This is a genomic window from Pontibacter saemangeumensis (assembly GCF_039541895.1).
GTDB classification, from domain to species: Bacteria; Bacteroidota; Bacteroidia; order Cytophagales; family Hymenobacteraceae; genus Pontibacter; species Pontibacter saemangeumensis.
This window is the reverse complement of record NZ_BAABHC010000016.1, coordinates 745,830-763,863: the sequence shown is the minus strand read 5'-3', so window position 1 is coordinate 763,863 and position 18,034 is coordinate 745,830. Positions and strand designations below refer to the sequence as shown.

At 55.4% G+C, this 18,034-nt stretch carries 16 protein-coding genes and 2 riboswitches; of the genes, 7 read left to right on the top strand and 9 right to left on the bottom strand.

The genetic code is table 11. The features are described from left to right. Positions 1–24: 24 nt before the first annotated feature. Complete coding sequence (locus tag ABD920_RS17200) at positions 25–921, bottom strand: EboA domain-containing protein (RefSeq protein ID WP_345160732.1); 897 nt, start codon at positions 919–921, stop codon at positions 25–27. Positions 922–990: 69 nt separating this feature from the next. Beyond that, positions 991–1,170: a hypothetical protein gene (locus ABD920_RS17195; protein ID WP_345160731.1), complete on the bottom strand. Its 180-nt coding sequence runs from the start codon at positions 1,168–1,170 to the stop codon at positions 991–993. 17 nt (positions 1,171–1,187) lie between these two features. Between ABD920_RS17195 and mug the strand changes: the two genes are divergently transcribed. Both mug and ABD920_RS17185 read left to right on the top strand, forming a co-directional pair. Continuing rightward, complete coding sequence (gene mug / locus ABD920_RS17190) at positions 1,188–1,739, top strand: G/U mismatch-specific DNA glycosylase (RefSeq protein WP_345160730.1); 552 nt, start codon at positions 1,188–1,190, stop codon at positions 1,737–1,739. A gap of 409 nt (positions 1,740–2,148) precedes the next feature. Beyond that, complete coding sequence (locus ABD920_RS17185; protein WP_345160729.1) at positions 2,149–2,439, top strand: hypothetical protein; 291 nt, start codon at positions 2,149–2,151, stop codon at positions 2,437–2,439. Positions 2,440–2,613: 174 nt separating this feature from the next. On the opposite strand, the gene ABD920_RS17180 is transcribed toward ABD920_RS17185, so the two are convergent. Together ABD920_RS17180 and ABD920_RS17175 are read right to left on the bottom strand one after the other, a co-directional pair. Continuing rightward, a complete protein-coding gene (locus ABD920_RS17180) occupies positions 2,614–5,106 on the bottom strand; it encodes a TonB-dependent receptor (protein WP_345160728.1) in 2,493 nt (830 codons plus the stop codon). A 441-nt stretch (positions 5,107–5,547) separates the two neighbouring features. After that, a riboswitch (SAM riboswitch) is annotated at positions 5,548–5,651 on the top strand. 39 nt (positions 5,652–5,690) lie between these two features. After that, positions 5,691–5,843, bottom strand: a complete 153-nt coding sequence (locus ABD920_RS17175) for a hypothetical protein (protein ID WP_345160727.1) — start codon at positions 5,841–5,843, stop codon at positions 5,691–5,693. Positions 5,844–6,140: 297 nt separating this feature from the next. Here ABD920_RS17175 and ABD920_RS17170 point away from each other — a divergent pair, with 297 nt between their 5' ends. The 5 genes from ABD920_RS17170 to ABD920_RS17150 all read left to right on the top strand — a co-directional run bounded on the left by ABD920_RS17170 (position 6,141) and on the right by ABD920_RS17150 (position 12,704). Continuing rightward, a complete protein-coding gene (locus ABD920_RS17170; protein WP_345160726.1) occupies positions 6,141–8,273 on the top strand; it encodes a nitrite/sulfite reductase in 2,133 nt (710 codons plus the stop codon). A 73-nt stretch (positions 8,274–8,346) separates the two neighbouring features. Continuing rightward, a complete protein-coding gene (gene cobA, locus ABD920_RS17165; protein WP_345160725.1) occupies positions 8,347–9,162 on the top strand; it encodes a uroporphyrinogen-III C-methyltransferase in 816 nt (271 codons plus the stop codon). A gap of 32 nt (positions 9,163–9,194) precedes the next feature. Next, a complete protein-coding gene (locus ABD920_RS17160) occupies positions 9,195–10,727 on the top strand; it encodes a TSUP family transporter (RefSeq protein ID WP_345160724.1) in 1,533 nt (510 codons plus the stop codon). 133 nt (positions 10,728–10,860) lie between these two features. Then, on the top strand, positions 10,861–12,027 hold the full coding sequence (locus ABD920_RS17155; RefSeq protein ID WP_345160723.1) for a trans-sulfuration enzyme family protein: 1,167 nt from the start codon (positions 10,861–10,863) through the stop codon (positions 12,025–12,027). Positions 12,028–12,284: 257 nt separating this feature from the next. Next, positions 12,285–12,704, top strand: a complete 420-nt coding sequence (locus ABD920_RS17150) for an OsmC family protein (protein ID WP_345160722.1) — start codon at positions 12,285–12,287, stop codon at positions 12,702–12,704. Between the two features lie 123 nt (positions 12,705–12,827). Here the strand turns inward: ABD920_RS17150 and ABD920_RS17145 are convergent, their stop codons facing one another. The 5 genes from ABD920_RS17145 to ABD920_RS17125 all read right to left on the bottom strand — a co-directional run bounded on the left by ABD920_RS17145 (position 12,828) and on the right by ABD920_RS17125 (position 17,792). Continuing rightward, positions 12,828–14,105, bottom strand: coding sequence for a sulfate adenylyltransferase subunit 1 (locus tag ABD920_RS17145; RefSeq protein WP_345160721.1), 1,278 nt, complete (start codon positions 14,103–14,105; stop codon positions 12,828–12,830). 1 nt (position 14,106) lies between these two features. Further along, positions 14,107–15,015: a sulfate adenylyltransferase subunit CysD gene (gene cysD / locus ABD920_RS17140; protein ID WP_345160720.1), complete on the bottom strand. Its 909-nt coding sequence runs from the start codon at positions 15,013–15,015 to the stop codon at positions 14,107–14,109. 77 nt (positions 15,016–15,092) lie between these two features. Beyond that, on the bottom strand, positions 15,093–15,812 hold the full coding sequence (locus tag ABD920_RS17135; protein ID WP_345160719.1) for a phosphoadenylyl-sulfate reductase: 720 nt from the start codon (positions 15,810–15,812) through the stop codon (positions 15,093–15,095). 344 nt (positions 15,813–16,156) lie between these two features. Continuing rightward, positions 16,157–16,259, bottom strand: a riboswitch (SAM riboswitch). Between the two features lie 143 nt (positions 16,260–16,402). Further along, complete coding sequence (locus ABD920_RS17130) at positions 16,403–17,122, bottom strand: hypothetical protein (protein ID WP_345160718.1); 720 nt, start codon at positions 17,120–17,122, stop codon at positions 16,403–16,405. A gap of 118 nt (positions 17,123–17,240) precedes the next feature. Continuing rightward, entirely contained in the window at positions 17,241–17,792 is a 552-nt protein-coding gene (locus tag ABD920_RS17125; RefSeq protein WP_345160717.1) for a hypothetical protein, read from the bottom strand. Positions 17,793–18,034 lie beyond the last annotated feature (242 nt).

Sequence of the window (18,034 nt, the reverse complement as noted above, 5' to 3'; positions counted from 1 at the left end):
TGAGATATGAGTTTCTTTTTTGGATCAGGCTTGTGTCTCTGTGGCGCGGCCAATTTGCTGCCAGTTCAGCTCGCCGCTTTCCACCTTGCGCTTCAGGTCGGGGTGGGCGTTCAGCAGCTCCCTGGCAGGGCCGAAAGCGCTCTGAGAACAGGCAAGCGCCGCTGCCCCGCGTTCCACCTCGCTCGGTTGTGAAAAGACTTTCTCGAGGTCGTGGAGGATGGCTTCATCTATAAAAGGGCCTACCGGCCGCCATAATTCCGGCGACACCGGACGGCCGGCCGCCCAGCGCTCATGGGCATAATCGGCGAGCATGCGGGTAAGCTTGGGGTTGCTGCGCTCTTCGATGCCATATATACGGTAAAGCGGCTTTCCCACGAACAGCGTCTTCAGCACCAGCTGGTTCCAGGCATCCTCCTCCATGTAGGCGGCAGGGAAAGGGTTCTCCAGCGCCACGGCCTCATACACATCGCCCATGTTGGTGCGCAGGCCCTCGGCTGCTCTTTTGCTGAACCGCTCGGGGTGAGGCAGCAGGGGCAGGCTCCCATACAAAGCAACCAGTTCCCCCATGTCAGCGGTTTCGAAAAGTGTCTCCACCTGCTTCACAAACGCGTCGGCGTCCTGCGCCGGCAGCGAGAGGAGCAGCAGCGTGCGGGCGGCCTGGTCAGCGGTCCAGCGGCTGGGGTTGAAACCAGCCCGGAGCTTTTCTGCCTGGGCCATCTCTGCCTCCGTGAGGTGCAGTTTCTCCTTGCCCACAAAACGGGGGGCGGCGCTGAAAGCGAGGTACAGGTCTTTTTGCTTCGCGGAGCCGGAGCCTACCAGTTCTGTTTTTTGCGTAAGCCACGCGCTGCCCTGCGGCGTGGTGCTGCGCTCAAAGATGCTTTTCAGAAATGCTTTGGTTGCGGGGATGTCTGCCTGGTACATGGTATGATCTGGTTTAAAGATAAACAACAAGCGTAAGCATAGGTGCTGCTGGCAGCGCCTGGCAAAGCCTCACGCCAACGCCTTCAGGTAAAACAGCTGCACCGCGTCGGGAAGGCCGGTATAAATGCTGCTCTTATTCCTGAAGAGCAGGTGAAAATCGTAAAAACGGACAAGGGGGGCGTCGCACAGCAGGCCCGGCAGGAGGTGCGGCCCCCAGCAAAGCTTACCTGTGGTGCAACATGCACCCACAGGTAAAGGTAAAAAGAATGATGCATATATATAAACCTACGAAAGAGGAAATATTAGCCGCTGCCGGAAATACGCTGCCGGACGTCATTGCCCCGCACCTGAAAGTGCTTTTTTGCGGCATCAACCCCGGCCTTTACAGTGCCGCCACCGGCTACCACTTTGCCCGCCCCGGCAACCGCTTCTGGCCCACGCTGTATACTGCGGGCTTCATCCCGCGCCTGTTGCACCCGCACGAGCAGCAGGAACTGCTGATCTACGGGTGCGGCATCACCAACTTCGTGCAGCGGGCCACCACGGCAGCGGCAGAGCTGCGTACCGCAGAACTGCTGGAGGGAGGGGAACTGCTGCGGGAGAAAGTGCTGCGCTACCAGCCGCAGGCAGTGGCGGTGCTGGGGGTAACGGCCTACAGAGCGGCTTTTCAGTTACCCAAGGCAACAGTGGGGCTGCAGCCTGAAACCATCGGCGCCAGCCAACTGTGGGTGCTCCCGAATCCCAGCGGCCTGAATGCCCACTACCCGCCGGCTGCGCTGGCCAGGGTATATGAGGCGTTCAGGCTTTCCCTGACGTGAACCGCCACTTGTTCCCCCTGTACTTCTGCTGTTTCTGTGTTTCTTGAACTGGGCGGCAGCTGACTTTTTGCACAGGTTTGCACTAGCTTGCCTTGGGGTTTATTGCACCCGTTCGTGCCTGGAATGTCTTTTCGTTTAGACATAAAACCTGCTGCGATAGAACAGCCTTAAACGGCTGCAGTAAAACTGGTATAGCGAAAAGACGTGAATTGCTTAGGCCGGCAAAGTTATAATTTATATAAAATACTATAATATTTTTTAGCTGTAGCTACATATAAATTACATTTACCCTTAAAATAATACCCTACACTTTAAAATTCAAACTTATTGCAGTAATACTTTATCCTGTTGAACTATAACTGTTTAAAACCTGTATGCTTTATATAACCAATAGAACTATAAAACTGCTATGAAGGAATTAGAAAGAATCGAAAAAGGACTGAACAAAAGTAAAACTTTACTCTACAAAATAGATCAGCAGGGGCTGGCCTGTTCTTTTGTGAATGGTGGACTTGTAATCGATTCTTTCGTGATTAAAGATGATGTACTGGCCGACGCGCTTTCCAGAAAAGGGCTGAACGGTGTAGTGGAGGGATCGAACTTCGAGCTGTTAAAAAGTAATTACTCCTGGTTCTCTGTGCACGTGAAAACCAAGAAGCTGTGCAAGGAACTGGAGAAGCGAACGGAAGCACTCGCATAAAAATAACGACAGATGCCCTGTCCCTGCTCTCCTGCAACATGGAGGGGGCATTCAGACACTGAAACGCAAAGGCCTCTCCCGGATAGGGAGAGGCCTTTGCGTTTCAGTGTCTTGAGGTTGATTTGTTCCCCAATGCATGGCGGACGGTTCTGAGTTCATCCCACCTTTAGAAGCTTAACCTACGCCGTTGCCATCACCCTGCTTGGTGTCGTCGTTGCGGATGCTCTTCTTGCGCTTCGGCGGCTTCTGCTGGTCCATCTTGCCGAAGCGGTAGTCGAAGGTGATGCGGGCGCCGCGGTTAAAGTTGTTGATGCGGATATGCTGCTCGTACGCCGTCGGGTTGGTGGGTGTGGCCGCGGCCCAGACGTCGTTTTTCATGCGCATGCTTTCCCGGAACGGGTTGTCCAGGCCGATGCTGATTCCCCCTTTCTTCTCGAACAGCTCCTTTTTGATGGCTAGGCCATGGTAAGAGAAGGAGGCAAACTCACCCAATAGCTGGATGCGCCGGGAGTTAAAGCCGCCGTTGAACTGGGCGCTGATGCCTTTCCCGAAATCGTAGGAAGAGTTCAGGTTGATGTTGTACATCCAGCCGCTGTTGCTGGCGTAGGCGCTGTTCAGGTCCACAAAGTACATGTTGGCGCTGCCGCTGACCGTCCAGGCGTTCACAGGCTTGGTATTGCCGAACAGGCTGAGGCCGTAGGTCTTGTTTTTGGCGATGTTCTGGAAACTCAGCAAGGTGGCCGGCTTGCCTTCCTCGTCCTGGAAAAACGTGGCGAAAGGCTCGATGGCATTGTCCGTCTGCCGCATATATAAAGTGGCGTTCACCGATGTCGTCTTGAAGAAGGTGCTGTAGCCCAGTTCGTACAGGTTCGTCAATTCGGCATCCAGCGTCGGGTTACCCTGCACGTAGGTGTTGGAGGTCTGCTTCTGGCGGTACGGGTTCAGGAAGAACATCGACGGGCGCTGGATGCGCTGCGTGAAGTTGGCTTTGAAGGTGTGTTTTTCCTTCAGGCTGTAGGAGAGGGCCACACTGGGTATGAAGTTGTCGTAATCGGTGGTGTAGTCCTGCTCGTTTCCCTGCAGGTCCGCGTTGATGTCGGTGTACTCGTAGCGGCCGCCGGCTTTCACGTTCAGCACTTTTTTCAGGGTAAAGCCATAGGTCAGATAAGCCGCGTAGACATCCTGCTCATAAAACAGGTCGTTGCCGGGCCTTCCCTGTGCCGGTTCCGGTGTCTCTTTATACGAGGCATCGCTTTCCACGTCGCGCAGGATGTTTTTCACGCCCACTTCCAGCTGTGTCTTGTTCTCAAACGGGTGCGTGTAATCCACCTGGAAGGTCAGCTCCTTGTTGATGTTGTCGTTGGTGTTCCGGATCAGCTGAAACGGCTCTTCGCCCTCCTGGTAGTAATCCTGGTTGATGAAGTTGTCGGCGTTGGTGACGGAGTAGAGCGACAGGATAGCCAGTTCCTGCTGCGGCTTCCCGAAGGTGTGGACGAAGTCCAGGTTATAGTCTGTGCCGATGCGCTGCGTGCGGTTCCTGATCCTGTTCAGGAAGTCATACTCCTGGAAGCCGGTGGCGTACGCTGCCTGCTGGTTTCGCATCCGGAACCTGCCGCCGTTGGTGCGGACACCGCCTGAAAGCATATCCTTGGGCGTAAGGTCGTAATCGAATCCCAGCTGCCCGTTCATGAAGGCGCCGTTGATGTGGGTGTTTCCGCTCTGGAAGCTGTAGGAAGTCTCGTCGAGATCGGTGCTCTCGTTGTCGTAGGAGGTGATGGCGTTGGTCAGGTTCCCGCGGTTGTAGAACATGTTTCCCCCGAAGGTGCCGTTCAGGCCAAACTTGCCCCGCCGCACGCTCAGGCTGGCGTTGCCGTTGCTGCCGCGCGTGCCGCCCGTCAATGCCACAGAGCCGGTGACGCCCTGCATCCCGTCTTTTTTGGTGATGATGTTGATGATGCCGGCCGTGCCCTCGGCATCGTATTTGGCGGAGGGACTGGTGATCACCTCCACCGACTTGATCTGGTCCGCGGGGATCTGCTTCAGGGCATCGGCCACGTTGCCCGCCATGATCGCGGACGGTTTGTTGTTGATGAGCACGCGCACGTTGCCGCTGCCGCGCAGCTGCACGTTCCCGTCGTTGTCCAGCGACAGCGACGGCACTTTCTGCAGCACATCGGTCGCCGTGCCCCCGGCGTTCGTGATGTCTTTTTCGGCGTTATAGACGGTGCGGTCGATTTTCTCTTCCACCAGCGGCTTCTCGCCCGTTACCACAACTTCGCTTAGCTTTTTGGCGTCGGAGGCAAGGCGGACGGTTCCAACATGCACTTCGGCGTTGTCTGAGGCAACGGTCACATTCTCCACGGTCTGCAGTTGGTAGCCAAGGAAGGAGACGTTCAGGTGGTACTGCCCGGCCGCCACTTTCTGTATTGTGAAACTGCCTTTATCATCCACCATGGTGCCGTCCACGGGTTTGCCCGTGCGCACGCTGATGAGGGCCACCGTGGCGAACTCGATGGGTTTTGCGGTTTCGGCATCCACCACCTGGCCGCTGATCCGGGCGTTACCTTTCGGAGAGGCCACTACAGTTTGCTGCTGTGGCTGCGGTGCCTGCGCGAATGCTGCCGTGGTGCTAAGGCCCAGTAATAGAATGAGTAGGTTCTTCTTCATAGTTTAAAGGAAGCTGCAAGTGTTTTCTGTACTTCAGACAGCAAAGTAAAACTGCTTTTTCGGGGTGCTAAAACATAATATACCAAGGCATCCCATTACTATATAGAAAGGCATATATAACCGACCAGCCGTTGGTCGTTGAAAACAGCCGCCTGGTCGGCGCCCGGCTGAATGCGCTGGCGGTATACAGGGTATATAGGCATATAGAATGTGCAGGAGCGGAGCCATGGAACAAAATCCCGCTCCTGTTGTTGATAGGCGTAGTATACTTGCCTTCATATGCCGGGACTGCCAAGGCAGACGACACGGATGTTTTAGGAGCGGGTCTGGAGATTACGCGAGACAGTCGGATAGAAAATAATCTCTGGTTTTTTGTGAATTTGATATACTTGTGAGATTTATTTTATACTTTTGCAAAGAATACTATTGCTGTCAGCAAGAAATTTATAGACGAAGAGGCGAGAGAACAGGCTCCCAGACCCTCTGGCAACCATCCGATAGTGGAAAGGTGCCAAGTCCTGCCCAACGAAGGGGAAATATAAATTAAAGAACCATGAACCAGACATCAGGCATCTCCCGCTCCATTACCTTCTTCCCTTATCATCACCGCGTTGCCGCATCCCTGCCTGCAATGTGCTGTTGTTGCTGTTGTCCCCGCTAAAGAAGGAGCTCGCCTCCCATCCCTTCAGCCAAACCTGCTTAAACTGCTTCCGGATGACAGGGAATTTATCACCCATTTATATATAACCAAGCACAGGCAGCGGCATTCTCTATGTACCGCTCGCCAATGGGCACAGCAACAAGATCATGGCTTTTACCAGCATCCCCCATATATATGACAAGGCGTTCAGGCACTCACCGGTTGCCATACAGGCCTGCCGGAGCCTTTGGCGCTGTTGTGGCGTGTGCGGCTGTTGTTGAGCCTTCATTCCCTATATGGCTTTCCGCCCGCGTGCGGGAAGCAGCTAACATCTACACCTTCAACCATTTGAGCAGAAGCCTTTACCGGCCCATCCATAAAAAAGACCATTTGTATGCAAACCTTTAGATCCGAATTAGAGAATCCGATAGTCGAGAAAGATATCATCGAGCTGGAGAAGAAAATCCGCCTGTACCGGGAGGGAAAACTGCAGGAAGATAAATTCAAGAGCCTGCGACTGGCCCGCGGCGTATATGGGCAGCGCCAGTTGGGTGTGCAGATGGTGCGCATCAAACTGCCTTTTGGCAGGGTATCAACCCAACAGCTGCTGCGCATTGCCGGCATTTCGGATGAGTACTCTACCGGTAACCTGCACCTGACCACGCGCCAGGATATCCAGATTCACTTTGTGAGCCTCGACAGGACCCCGGAACTGTGGGCCAAACTCGAGCAGGACGACATCACGCTGCGGGAGGCTTGCGGCAACACGGTACGTAACGTGACCGCCTCTCCTGAGGCTGGCGTGGATCCGCAGGAGCCGTTTGATGTGTCGCCCTATGCCGACGCCACGTTCCGGTATTTCCTGCGCAACCCGATCTGCCAGGACATGGGCCGCAAGTTCAAGATATCCTTCTCTTCCAGCGACTCCGACACCGCCATGTCCTATATGCACGACCTGGGCTTTATCCCGAAGGTGAAAGAGGAGAACGGAGAGACGGTACGCGGTTTTAAGGTGATGATCGGGGGAGGCTTGGGGGCCCAGCCGGCGCTCGCGCACACGGCGTACGAGTTTCTGCCCGAGGACAAAGTCATTCCGTTGATCGAAGGCGTGCTGCGTATTTTCGACCGCCACGGCGAGCGCAACAACCGCAACAAGGCTAGGTTCAAGTACCTGATCGCGAAGCTGGGGCTGGAGGAGGTGATGCGCCTGGTGAACGAGGAATACAAGGCGCTCAAATCACATGCCTTTGAGATTGACAGGAACGCAATCTTCACGCCCGCTGTACCGGAGGCGCGCGAGATTCCCGATTTTGTGATCGAGGACACAGAGAAGTACAACACCTGGCTGAAGACGAACGTGTTCCAGCAGAAGCAGCAGGGGTATTACGGGGTATATATAAAAGTGCAGATCGGCGACATCAGCAGCGACACAGCCCGGGAACTGGTGCCGCTGGTACGCGATTTCGCCGCCGATGATATTCGCGTGACACAGGGGCAGAACCTGCTGCTGAAGTACGTGCGTGAGGAGGCGCTGCCTTATTTCTTCGCGCGCCTGGATGAACTGGGGCTGGCAGAGCCGGGTTTCAACAGCGTGGCCGACATCACCACCTGCCCCGGCACCGATACCTGTAACCTCGGTATCTCCAACAGCATGACCACGGCCAAGGTGTTGGAGAACATGATCGTGCAGGAGTACCCGGAGCTGCTCTTCAACACGGATATTAAGATCAAGATAAGCGGCTGCATGAACTCCTGCGGCCAGCACGGGATGGCGAACCTCGGTTTCCACGGTTCCTCGCTGAAGAGCGGCAAGAGCGTGGTGCCCGCCCTGCAGGTACTGCTGGGGGGTGGCACGGTGGTGGACGGAGAAGGCCGCATCGCGCAGAAAGTACTGAAAGTGCCGAGCAAAAGAGGGCCGGAGGTGGTGCGCTACGTGATCAACGATTACCATGCCAACAAACTGGAGAACGAGCGCTTCAACGAGTACTTCGACCGGAACGGCAAAGACCACTTTTACCAGTTGCTGAAGCCGCTGGCAGACCTGACAAACCTGACGCCGGACGATTTTATCGACTGGGGGCACCAGGATCAGTTCGCGACGGCAATCGGAGTGGGGGAATGTGCCGGCGTGATGATCGACCTGGTAGCGACCCTGCTGTATGAGGCTGATGAGAAGCTGGAGTGGGCCGCAGAAGCCTTGGAGGAAAAGCGCTTTGCCGACGCCATATACTATGGCTACAGCGCCTATATCAGCACGGCCAAAGCGTTGCTGCTTGATATAAACGTGAAATGCAACACGCAGTCCGGCATCATCCAAGACTTTGACACGAACTTCGTGGCAGCAGGCACCTTCGACTTCACCCCTGATTTCAAGAGCCAGGTGTTGCAGATCAATCAGCAGGAGCCGGGCGAGGAGTTTGCCAATCAGTATATAAGCAAAGCCCTGCTGTTCCTGCAGCAGGCCACCAGTTACCGCCAGCAACACCGCGAAATGCCCGCTCCCAAGCCGGTGCAGCGCGAGGCGTAGAACGTAATATTGTGTAACAGAATACTGCCTGTCGGAATGAAGTGATGGAGGCAGCATTTAAAATTGAACCAGGATGGCATTGAAGAGAGAAGATAAGGCGCAGGCAGACGCAGCCATATATAAACAGCCACGGCTGACGCTGGTTGGCGCAGGCCCCGGCGACGCGGACCTGATCACGCTGAAGGCGATCAAGGCGCTGCAGCAGGCGGATGTGGTGCTCTATGATGCGCTGGTGAACCCGGCCTTGTTAGCGCATGCTGCCGCTGCCACACCCAAGGTATTCGTAGGGAAGCGTGCGGGTGCGCATAGCCTGAAGCAGGACGAGATCAACAAACTGATTGTGGACTCTGCTATGGCTTATGGGCATGTGGTGCGCCTGAAAGGCGGCGACCCCTTTGTGTTTGGCCGTGGCTACGAAGAACTGGCCTACGCCGACAAGTTTAACATCGCAACGGAGGTGGTGCCCGGAATTTCGAGCTCCATCGCGGTGCCCGAACTGCAGCAGATCCCGCTGACCATCCGGGGCGTGAACGAAAGCTTTTGGGTGATAACCGGTACCACCAGTTCCGGCGACATCTCCAGGGACATTCCGCTGGCGGCACAATCCAGCGCAAGCGTGATTATACTAATGGGCGTTAATAAACTGTCCCGGATTATAGAGGTGTTCCTGGCCGCAGGCAAAGCCGACACGCCAGTTGCCGTTATACAGAACGGCTCGCTGCCGGACGAGAAGCTTGTGCTGGGCAATGTGCATAACATCGTGGAGCGCGTGGAGACAAAAGGCCTGGGTGCCCCGGCCATCATTATGATCGGCGAGGTGGTCGCTTACCATCCATCCCTGCGCTACACCCTGAGCCTGAAGCAGGAACAGGAACTGGTGAACGCCTAGCACCAGACAACACTAGACAACTGATGACATACATGAGCAGCACCCCAAATAAAACAATTGATCCTCCGGCCTCCACGGTGCAACCGGTTATAAACCCGCTGTTCCCGATTTTCCTGAAACTGGAGCAGCTGCAAACGCTGGTGGTAGGGGGAGGAAATGTGGGGCTCGAAAAGCTTTCCGCTATCTTAGCCAATAGCCCGCAGGCGCAGGTGCTTTTGGTCGCCCCCCGTATTCTGCCTGAGGTGGAAGAACTGGCCGCCCGCCACCCGCTGGTGAGGCTGGAGAAGCGTGAGTTTCGGGAGGAGGACCTGGCCGACCGCGACCTGGTGCTGGTAGCGACGGATGACCACGTGCTGAACGTGGCGATCCGGGACCTGGCGAAATCCCGAAAGATACTCACTAATGTAGCCGACACGCCCCTGCAGTGTGATTTTTACCTGGGCTCCATTGTGCAGAAAGGCAGCCTGAAGCTGGCCATCTCCACCAACGGGAAATCCCCTACGGTTGCCAAACGCCTGAAGCAGGTGCTGAACGAGGCCCTGCCCGATGAAATGGAGCAGGTGCTGGATAAGCTCATCCGGCTACGGGCCCAGCTCACCGGCGACTTCGCCTACAAGGTGAAGCGCCTGAACGAGATGACGGAGGTGCTGGTAGAGCCTGAGGCCCCTGTCGCCCGAAAGAAGCCGAAGTACAGCCTTACTTTTGTGCTGATGCTGGTATTGGCGGCCATTTCCCTGATGGTGACGGGCCACCTGCTCTTCAGCTATATCCCCTTCAGCACCATCGGTAACCTGGCAATGGACGTGGCCGCGCAGGTCGACAGGGAAATTCTCATCTTCATTTTGGCCGGTTTCGTGGCCCAGCTCATTGATGGTGCGCTGGGGATGGCCTATGGCGTGAGCGCCACCACCTTCCTGCTGAGCTTCGGTATTTCGCCGGTGGCGGCCAGCGCCAGTGTGCACGCCTCCGAAATCTTCACCTCGGGCGCCTCCGGCTGGATGCACCTGAAGTTCGGCAACGTGAACAGCAAGCTGTTTAAGACCATCGTGGTGCCCGGCGTGCTGGGGGCCATTGCAGGGGCTTACCTGCTGTTTACGCTGGAGGAATACGTATACCTCATCAAGCCTATCGTGGCCGGCTACACCTTGTTTTTGGGTATCCTGATCATCCGGAAAGTGCTGAAGAAGCATGTCAAGAAGAGCCCTGTCAAAAGGCTGGGGCTGCTGGGGGCTGTCGGCGGCTTTATGGACGCCATCGGCGGCGGCGGCTGGGGACCCATCGTGTCGTCCACGCTGATCGCCAAAGGTAGGCACCCGATGTACACCATCGGCTCCGTGAACCTGGCAGAGTTCTTTGTGTCCTTTGCCAGCTCAGCGGCTTTCATCTCGCTCGCCGGTATCTCGCACTGGCAGATCATCATCGGCCTGATCCTGGGGGGAACCATCTCGGCACCGCTAGGGGCCATGCTTGCCCGCAGGCTGCCGGTGAAGACAATGATGATCATCGTCGGTATTGTCGTGATCATTGTCAGTCTGCGCCTGATTTATATGGCTTTTATAGGATAAAGGCAAATCTGGGCGTTATCTCTTAGGGAGAAGTGGGAGCGTCTTCGTAAATTTATGCTCCGTTAAATTCTAAGACTGTACGAAGCGTGTTGCCTGCAGTAAACAGGCAACACGCTCAAAATCAACCATACTAATGTCTGATATAGAAACAAATGCCATTCGCCTGCAGGCCAAGCGCAGCCATAACCGCGAGCACTCGGTGCCCCTTTACCTTACCTCCAGTTTTATCTTTGATAACGCTGAGCAGGCCCGCGCGGTGTTTGCCGACGAGGAGGCAGGCAACATCTACTCCCGTTTCTCTAACCCGAACGTAGACGAGCTGGTGCAGAAAATGTGCTATCTGGAGAAAGCAGAGGACGGGTTTGCGTTTGCCACGGGCATGTCGGCGGTGTTCACCAGCATGGCTTCTTTGCTGAGCTCCGGCGACCATGTGCTGGCGGGCCGCGCCGTGTTCGGCTCAACGCACCAGCTGCTCACCACCGTCCTGCCGCGCTGGGGTATCACCCATTCCTATGCCGATGCCAGTACCCCCGAGGAGTGGGAAAGCCTGATTACACCCGAAACCAAAATGATACTGGTGGAGACGCCGTCTAACCCCGGCTTGGAACTGATTGACCTGGAATGGCTGGGCGAGCTGAAGCGCAAGTACAACCTAATTTTAGTGGTGGATAACTGCTTTGCCACGCCGGTGCTGCAAACCCCCATCGACTACGGTGCGGACCTTGTGGTGCACTCTGCTACGAAGTATATAGATGGCCAGGGCCGCGTATTGGGAGGCATGGTGGTCGGCAGGGCGGACCTGATCAAGGAAATCCGCTTCTTCTCGCGCCACACGGGGCCTGCCCTGTCGCCGTTCAACGCCTGGGTGCTGTCCAAAAGCCTGGAGACACTCTCGCTGCGCATCGACAAGCACTGTGAAAATGCCCTGAAGCTGGCCCAGACGCTGGAGGGTAACCCGGCGCTGGAGGTTGTGAACTACCCATTTCTACCCTCTTTTGCGCAGTACGAACTGGCTAAAAAGCAAATGAAGCAGGGTGGGGGAATCATCACGTTTGTGGTGAAAGGAGGATATGTGGCTGCCAAGCGCTTTATGGATAGCCTGCAGATGGCCACCATCACCTCTAACCTGGGCGACACCCGCACCATTGCCACGCACCCGGCCTCTACCACGCACTCCAAGCTCTCTCCCGAAGAAAAAGCCGCCACCGGTATATCCGACGGTTTGATCCGGGTGTCTGTAGGCCTGGAAAGTATCAACGACATCATTGCGGACATAGAGCAGGCACTGGCGAAGGTTTGATTGCTGATTGTTAGTTGTAGATAGACTATATCAGTAGTCTATTGACAAATGGCCTCTGCAGTAACTCGTTTTTATTTGTCATTTTATCGCTGGTGCGTTTGTCACTTTATCGCTGGTACGAGCTTGCAGCTCGTACCACTGCTTTAGAAAAGTACGAGCTGTAAGCTCGCACCAGCACCAAAATCAATCCCTGTCAAACAAGAGTGGGGCAACAAAGGCGCTCTTGCGCATAATATATCAAAAGGAAGAAACTATATATGGAGGTTAACTTATCACGCATCGATCAGGATTTTCATTTTGCCGGAGTGGGTACTTCCGGGGTGGAGGTACATATAGACGGCTCTCCCGAAATTGGCGGACACAACGCAGGCGCCCGCCCGATGGAGCTGCTGCTGATGGGCCTCGGCGGCTGTAGTGCCATCGATGTGATCCAAATACTGAAGAAGCAGCGCCAGCAGATCGACTCGTTCCAGATTAAGGTAACCGCTGAGCGTGAGGCCGGAGCGGTGCCATCGCTGTTTAAGGAGATTCATGTGCATTTTGCGCTGGGAGGCCCGTTGGAAGAAGAACGGGTAGGAAAGGCAGTCAGCTTGTCGATGGACAAGTACTGTTCTGTAGCCGCCATTCTCTATAAAACCGCCACCATCACCCACAGCTTTGAAGTTGTGACAGGTTGAGGTTATAGTTATATATAGCCTAGCCGCTTAAGATAAAACTATATAAAAAAGGCCGCTGCAGGTAAATCCCGCAGCGGCCTTTTTTATATAGGAACTCACCGAGTACCTAAGAGATTCAGCAACTTAAATCATATAGTTGAGCTCGCTCTCATGCGACACCGTGGCCACCATGCCGGCGCCTACCGTGGTGAAAGACGTCTCGTCTATCAGGATAAAACCCCCGTTGGAGCGGTTCTTCAGGTAAGGGTCTACGAGCAGCGGAGTGGCTACTCTTACCTGCACGCGGCATATGTCGTTGAGCTGCACCTGGTCCACGTCTTCAATGCGGTCCAGCGAGTTCACATCCACTTTGTACTGTATCTCCCGGATCACGGCGCGGGTTTCGGTGGAGTTATGGCGGAGCAGCAGCTTGGCACCCGGCTTCAGGGGCTTCGTGTTCATCCAGCATACCAGCGCTTCAAACTCCTTCGTCACGTCCAGTTCCTCTTCCTGCTTCACGATCACGTCGCCGCGGCTGATGTCGACATCATCCTCCAGTTGCAACACCACCGACTGCGGCGCGAACGCTTCCTCCAGTTCCTTGCCGCCCAGCTCTACAGATTTGATGGTGGAGGTCTGGCCGGAAGGCAGCACCACTACTTTATCGCCTTTGCGGTAGATGCCGCTGATCACTTTGCCGGCGTAGCCCCGGTAATCGTGGTGCTCGTGGGTGTGCGGGCGTATCACATACTGCACCGGGAAACGGGAATCGTCCAGGTTAAAATCCCTTGACACCGGCACCTGCTCCAGGTGCTCCAGCAGGCTCGGGCCACTGTACCACGGCATCGAGTTAGAGCGGTCCACGATGTTGTCGCCTTTCAGGGCGCTCACCGGGATAAACGTGATGTCCTTAGAAGTCAGCTTCTTGGAGAACTTGCGGTAGTCATCTACGATCTGGTTGTATACGTTTTCATCAAACCCCACCAGGTCCATCTTGTTGATGCAGATCACCAGGTGCGGAATGCCCAGCAAAGAAGAAATGATGGAGTGGCGGCGCGTCTGCTCCTGCACGCCGTGGCGCGCGTCTACCAGGATAATGGCCAGGTTGGAGTTAGAGGCACCCGTCACCATGTTGCGGGTGTACTGGATATGGCCCGGTGCATCGGCAATGATAAACTTTCGGCGCGGTGTGTTGAAGTACTTGTAGGCCACGTCGATGGTGATGCCCTGCTCGCGCTCCGCCTTCAGGCCGTCCGTGAGCAGCGAAAGGTCTACCTCGCCGTCCTCGTTCACCCGGCCGGAGCTCTCGATCGCCTCCAGTTGGTCAATGTATATCTGCTTGGTGTCGTACAGCAGGCGGCCGATCAGGGTACTTTTTCCGTCATCTACGCTGCCTGCGGTTATAAATCTTAATATATCCATCTTAAAAGTATCCTCCTTTTTTACGGTCTTCCATGGCGGTTTCCGATAGTTTGTCGTCGATGCGGGTAGCGCCGCGCTCACTTATTTTAGACTCTAGAATTTCAGCGATCACCGTGTCGATGTCAAAGGCGATCGACTCTACGGCGGCTGTACACGTCATGTCGCCCACCGTGCGGAAACGCACCTGGCGCTTCACGACTTCGTCCTCGGGCTCCCGGTATATAAAGTCAGACCAGGCCATCAGCTTGCCGTCGCGGATGAGGCATTCGCGCTCGTGCGTAAAGTAAATGTTGGGCAGGCTGATTTCCTCCCGTTTGATATAATTCCACACGTCCAGCTCCGTCCAGTTGCTGATCGGGAACGCACGCACGTTCTCGCCCATGCTGATGCGGCCGTTGTAGATGTTCCAGAGCTCCGGGCGCTGGCGCTTCGGGTCCCACTGGCCAAACTCGTCGCGCACCGAAAAGATCCGCTCCTTCGCGCGGGCTTTCTCCTCGTCGCGGCGTGCACCGCCGATGCAGCAATCAAAGCCGAACTCCTCGATGGTCTCCAGCAGGGTATAGGTCTGCAGGCCGTTGCGGCTGGCATAGCGGCCCACGGGCTCGGAGAGGTTCTGCTTTTTAATGGTGTCTTCCACGTGGCGCACGATCAGCTTCTCGCCCAGCCTTTCGGCCAGCTCGTCGCGGTACTGGATCGCTTCCGGGAAGTTGTGGCCCGTATCGATGTGCACGAGCGGGAACGGGAACTTACCCGGGCGAAAAGCCTTCTCGGCCAGTCGCACCAGCGTGATGGAGTCTTTGCCACCAGAAAACAGGAGAGCCGGTTTCTGGAACTGGCCCGCTACCTCGCGCATGATATGGATGGCTTCCGCCTCCAGCTGGTCGAGGTAATCTAAATATCTCTTTGTCATATATTAATTGTTCAATTCTGAATCAGAAAGGAGGATATAGCCCAATTTCTAATTTCTAATTTTGAATTTTTAATTCATCAACGTGCGTGCAGCCCGCACTCTTTCTTGGAGTCGCTCTCCCACCACCAGCGGCCCGCCCGGAAGTCCTCGCCCTCAGCGATGGCGCGGGTGCAGGGGGCGCAGCCGATGCTCACGAAGCCCTTGTCGTGCAGCGGGTTGTAGGGGATATGCAACTGGCGCACCGCCTCGCGCACCGCCTCGAACGACCAGTTCAGGAGCGGGTTGTACTTGATCATCTGGAAACCCGGGTCCCACTCCAGCAGTTGCAACTCCTGGCGCGCGTCCGACTGCTCGGCCCGGATGCCCGTGATCCAGAGTTGCACACCCTGCAGCGCGCGCTTCAGCGGCTCCACCTTGCGGATAAAGCAGCACTGCTTGCGGTTCTCGACCGAGGCATAGAAGCTGAGCGTGCCTTTCTCGGTCACCATCTGCTCCACGGCCTCGTGCTGCGGGAAGTAAACCTCAATCTTCTTGCCGTAATGCTCGTTTGTCTTGTGCAGCAGGTTATAGGTCTCGTTGAAGAGGCGGCCGGTGTCCAGCGAGAAAACGCGGATCGGCAGGTTGTTCTCGAATATATAATGGGTGATGAGCTGATCCTCGATGCCGAGGCTGGAGGAGAAAGCAATCTGGCCCGGGAACTGGGCCGCCAGCAAAGTGAGGCTCTCTTCTATGCTTTTGCCCTCCAGCAGGCCTAGCAGCGCCGGCACCTTGGTTTCTAAAGCTGAAATCTGACTCATGTATGGAATGTTAATTTCTTGCGGACTATTTAATATATGATTTGCCTAACGCCCTGGGGCACAACTGCTTTCAAGGTACTTTGTGCTTTTAGGTGCTAAAACACCTGATAGCGGACGCATTGCCTAAAAAATACCTGAAACAGAGTGTGAAAAGGGGAACGCCTGATGTGGCAAAAGTGCTGAGGGCTAAACCGAAGGCAATGGGTTTAGCAGCACTGCATACAGCAGCAACAACAGCAAAGGGCAGAAGTACTGCAAGCCATGGAAGAAGCAGGAACAGTGGCAGCAGGAGTGCTACCGGAAAATGAAGGCGATGTGTTAGCTGTAGTATGCATTATATATTAAATTTATATGCTCCCGCCCGGCGGGATAGGACTTGGCACCTTCCCGATCGGGTGGTTGCCAGAGGGTCTTTGAGCCTATTCTCTCGCCTCTTCTCTATAAATTTTACCGACGTTTAAGTCAATTGGTAATTGGAATACAAATTTAAAGCTTTTTTTGTTCAACTGCCTAATAGGTAGGGCAAAATATATTTGGTGGGGCAGCAGAATCCGTTGCACTGCTGCCCCACAGCCTGGTCCTGGGGGCTGTCAGGCGGCCAGGTTGGTCACAAACTTCACCAGCGAGCGCTTCGCGATGGGTAGCAGCGAATGCTCCAGCGGCACCGGAATGCGCGATACCACGGCGAAAGTGGCCGGGTTTGGCAGCGCACGCCGCTCACGCAGCAGCTGCACCTTCAGGTTTTCGTGTGTCTGGGCCAGCCCGCGGCGCACCGTTTGCAGCAGTTGTGTGTTTATGCCCCGGTATTTTTCGTAGGTGTTTTCGAACACCGTGATACGGTACAGATAGACCTGTGTCTCCTTTCCAGGGTAAGCGTCGAGGAACAGGTAGCCCTCGTCGTGGTACATCGGCGTGATGCCGACCGGGCTGATCTCCAGGTGGCGCTCCACAAACTCATACAGTTCTTGGCCAGAAGCCACCGTCTGGTTGAAAAGCGGCGCGGCAAACCGGATGATCTCCTCGATCTGCTGCATGGTCTCGTCGTCTTCCACGATCTTCTGGTACACCAGCTCCAGCTTCTCGAAATCGGCGCGGCTAATGCGCTGCGGGAAGGTCTCATATACCAGTTGCTTGTGTTCCTTCACCTGCAGCAGGTGGCGGTAGTGCATGATCAGGTCAGATAAAACCGGATAGAGGCGGTGCTGCCCAAACTCTTCTTTGGCGGCTTTGAGGTAAGCCAGCAGCATATACTTTTTGTACTCGAAGTCGATGAGCCCTTCGGTAAGCCAGTTGACAGGTAGGGTTTTCATAAGCCTTCAACTAAAGATTGATCCTGATGGAATATAACGAAAAATCTGCTTCGTTGTGTCTGGCCGGGCAGTGGAAACGCGGATTAATTTTTACCGATGCCTGCGCCGCCGACAGCGGCTAAGATGGCCATTCCCTGGGCAGTTTGGCTTTGTGTGCCTGGATGGGGGCTACTTTCTGGTGAAGTGCCTGGAGGATATAATTGACATCGGCCTCGTATTCGATGTAGAAGTCTTCGTGCAGCTTGCTGAGTTTCTGCAGCACAAACTGCGTGCGCTTAACAAGGTAATCCTGCAGGGTGTCGGCGCGGTAGAGGTGGGCCACGATGAAGGCGAGGTGCTCTTCGAGGTAGCTGCGCAGCAGGAGCAGGGTCAGCTGAATCTCGCCTTCCTTGTCTTTGGTGTATTTTACATGGCGGGTAATTTCGCCGTTGAGCGCGCGCATGTCCATCATCAGGTAACCGGGGGAGTAAGGCTCGTACTTCACCTGTTTCCGGATGGCCGAGGCCACGGCCTCCCGCCTTTCCTGCAGGGTCTCGCCCTGCTCCACCAGCTCAAACTGCAGGCGCTGGCACAGGTCCGGGTCTTTTTTGAGCAGGCGGAACAGCAGCTTGTCCTTCTCGGCAGGAGGCAGGTGGGAGATCGCGGTTTTAAATTCAGGAGTCAGTTGCATAGGGCATCTCAGTTGGCTTAACTGAATCTACGCATTTCCAAAGAAAGCTTTGCGCAGCGGTGAAAGTGGTTTGAATACAGCCGGGGCCAGACGATATAGCCAGTCGCTCGCAGGAGCTGCGCACGCTGTGAGATTTAGACCGTTTCTCTTTAAACAGATTCCTTATATATAGATATAGCAGGGATAGATATGGCAGGCGTCGCGGGAGAAGGGGATGGTACGTCGCTCCTCTGCTTAACCAT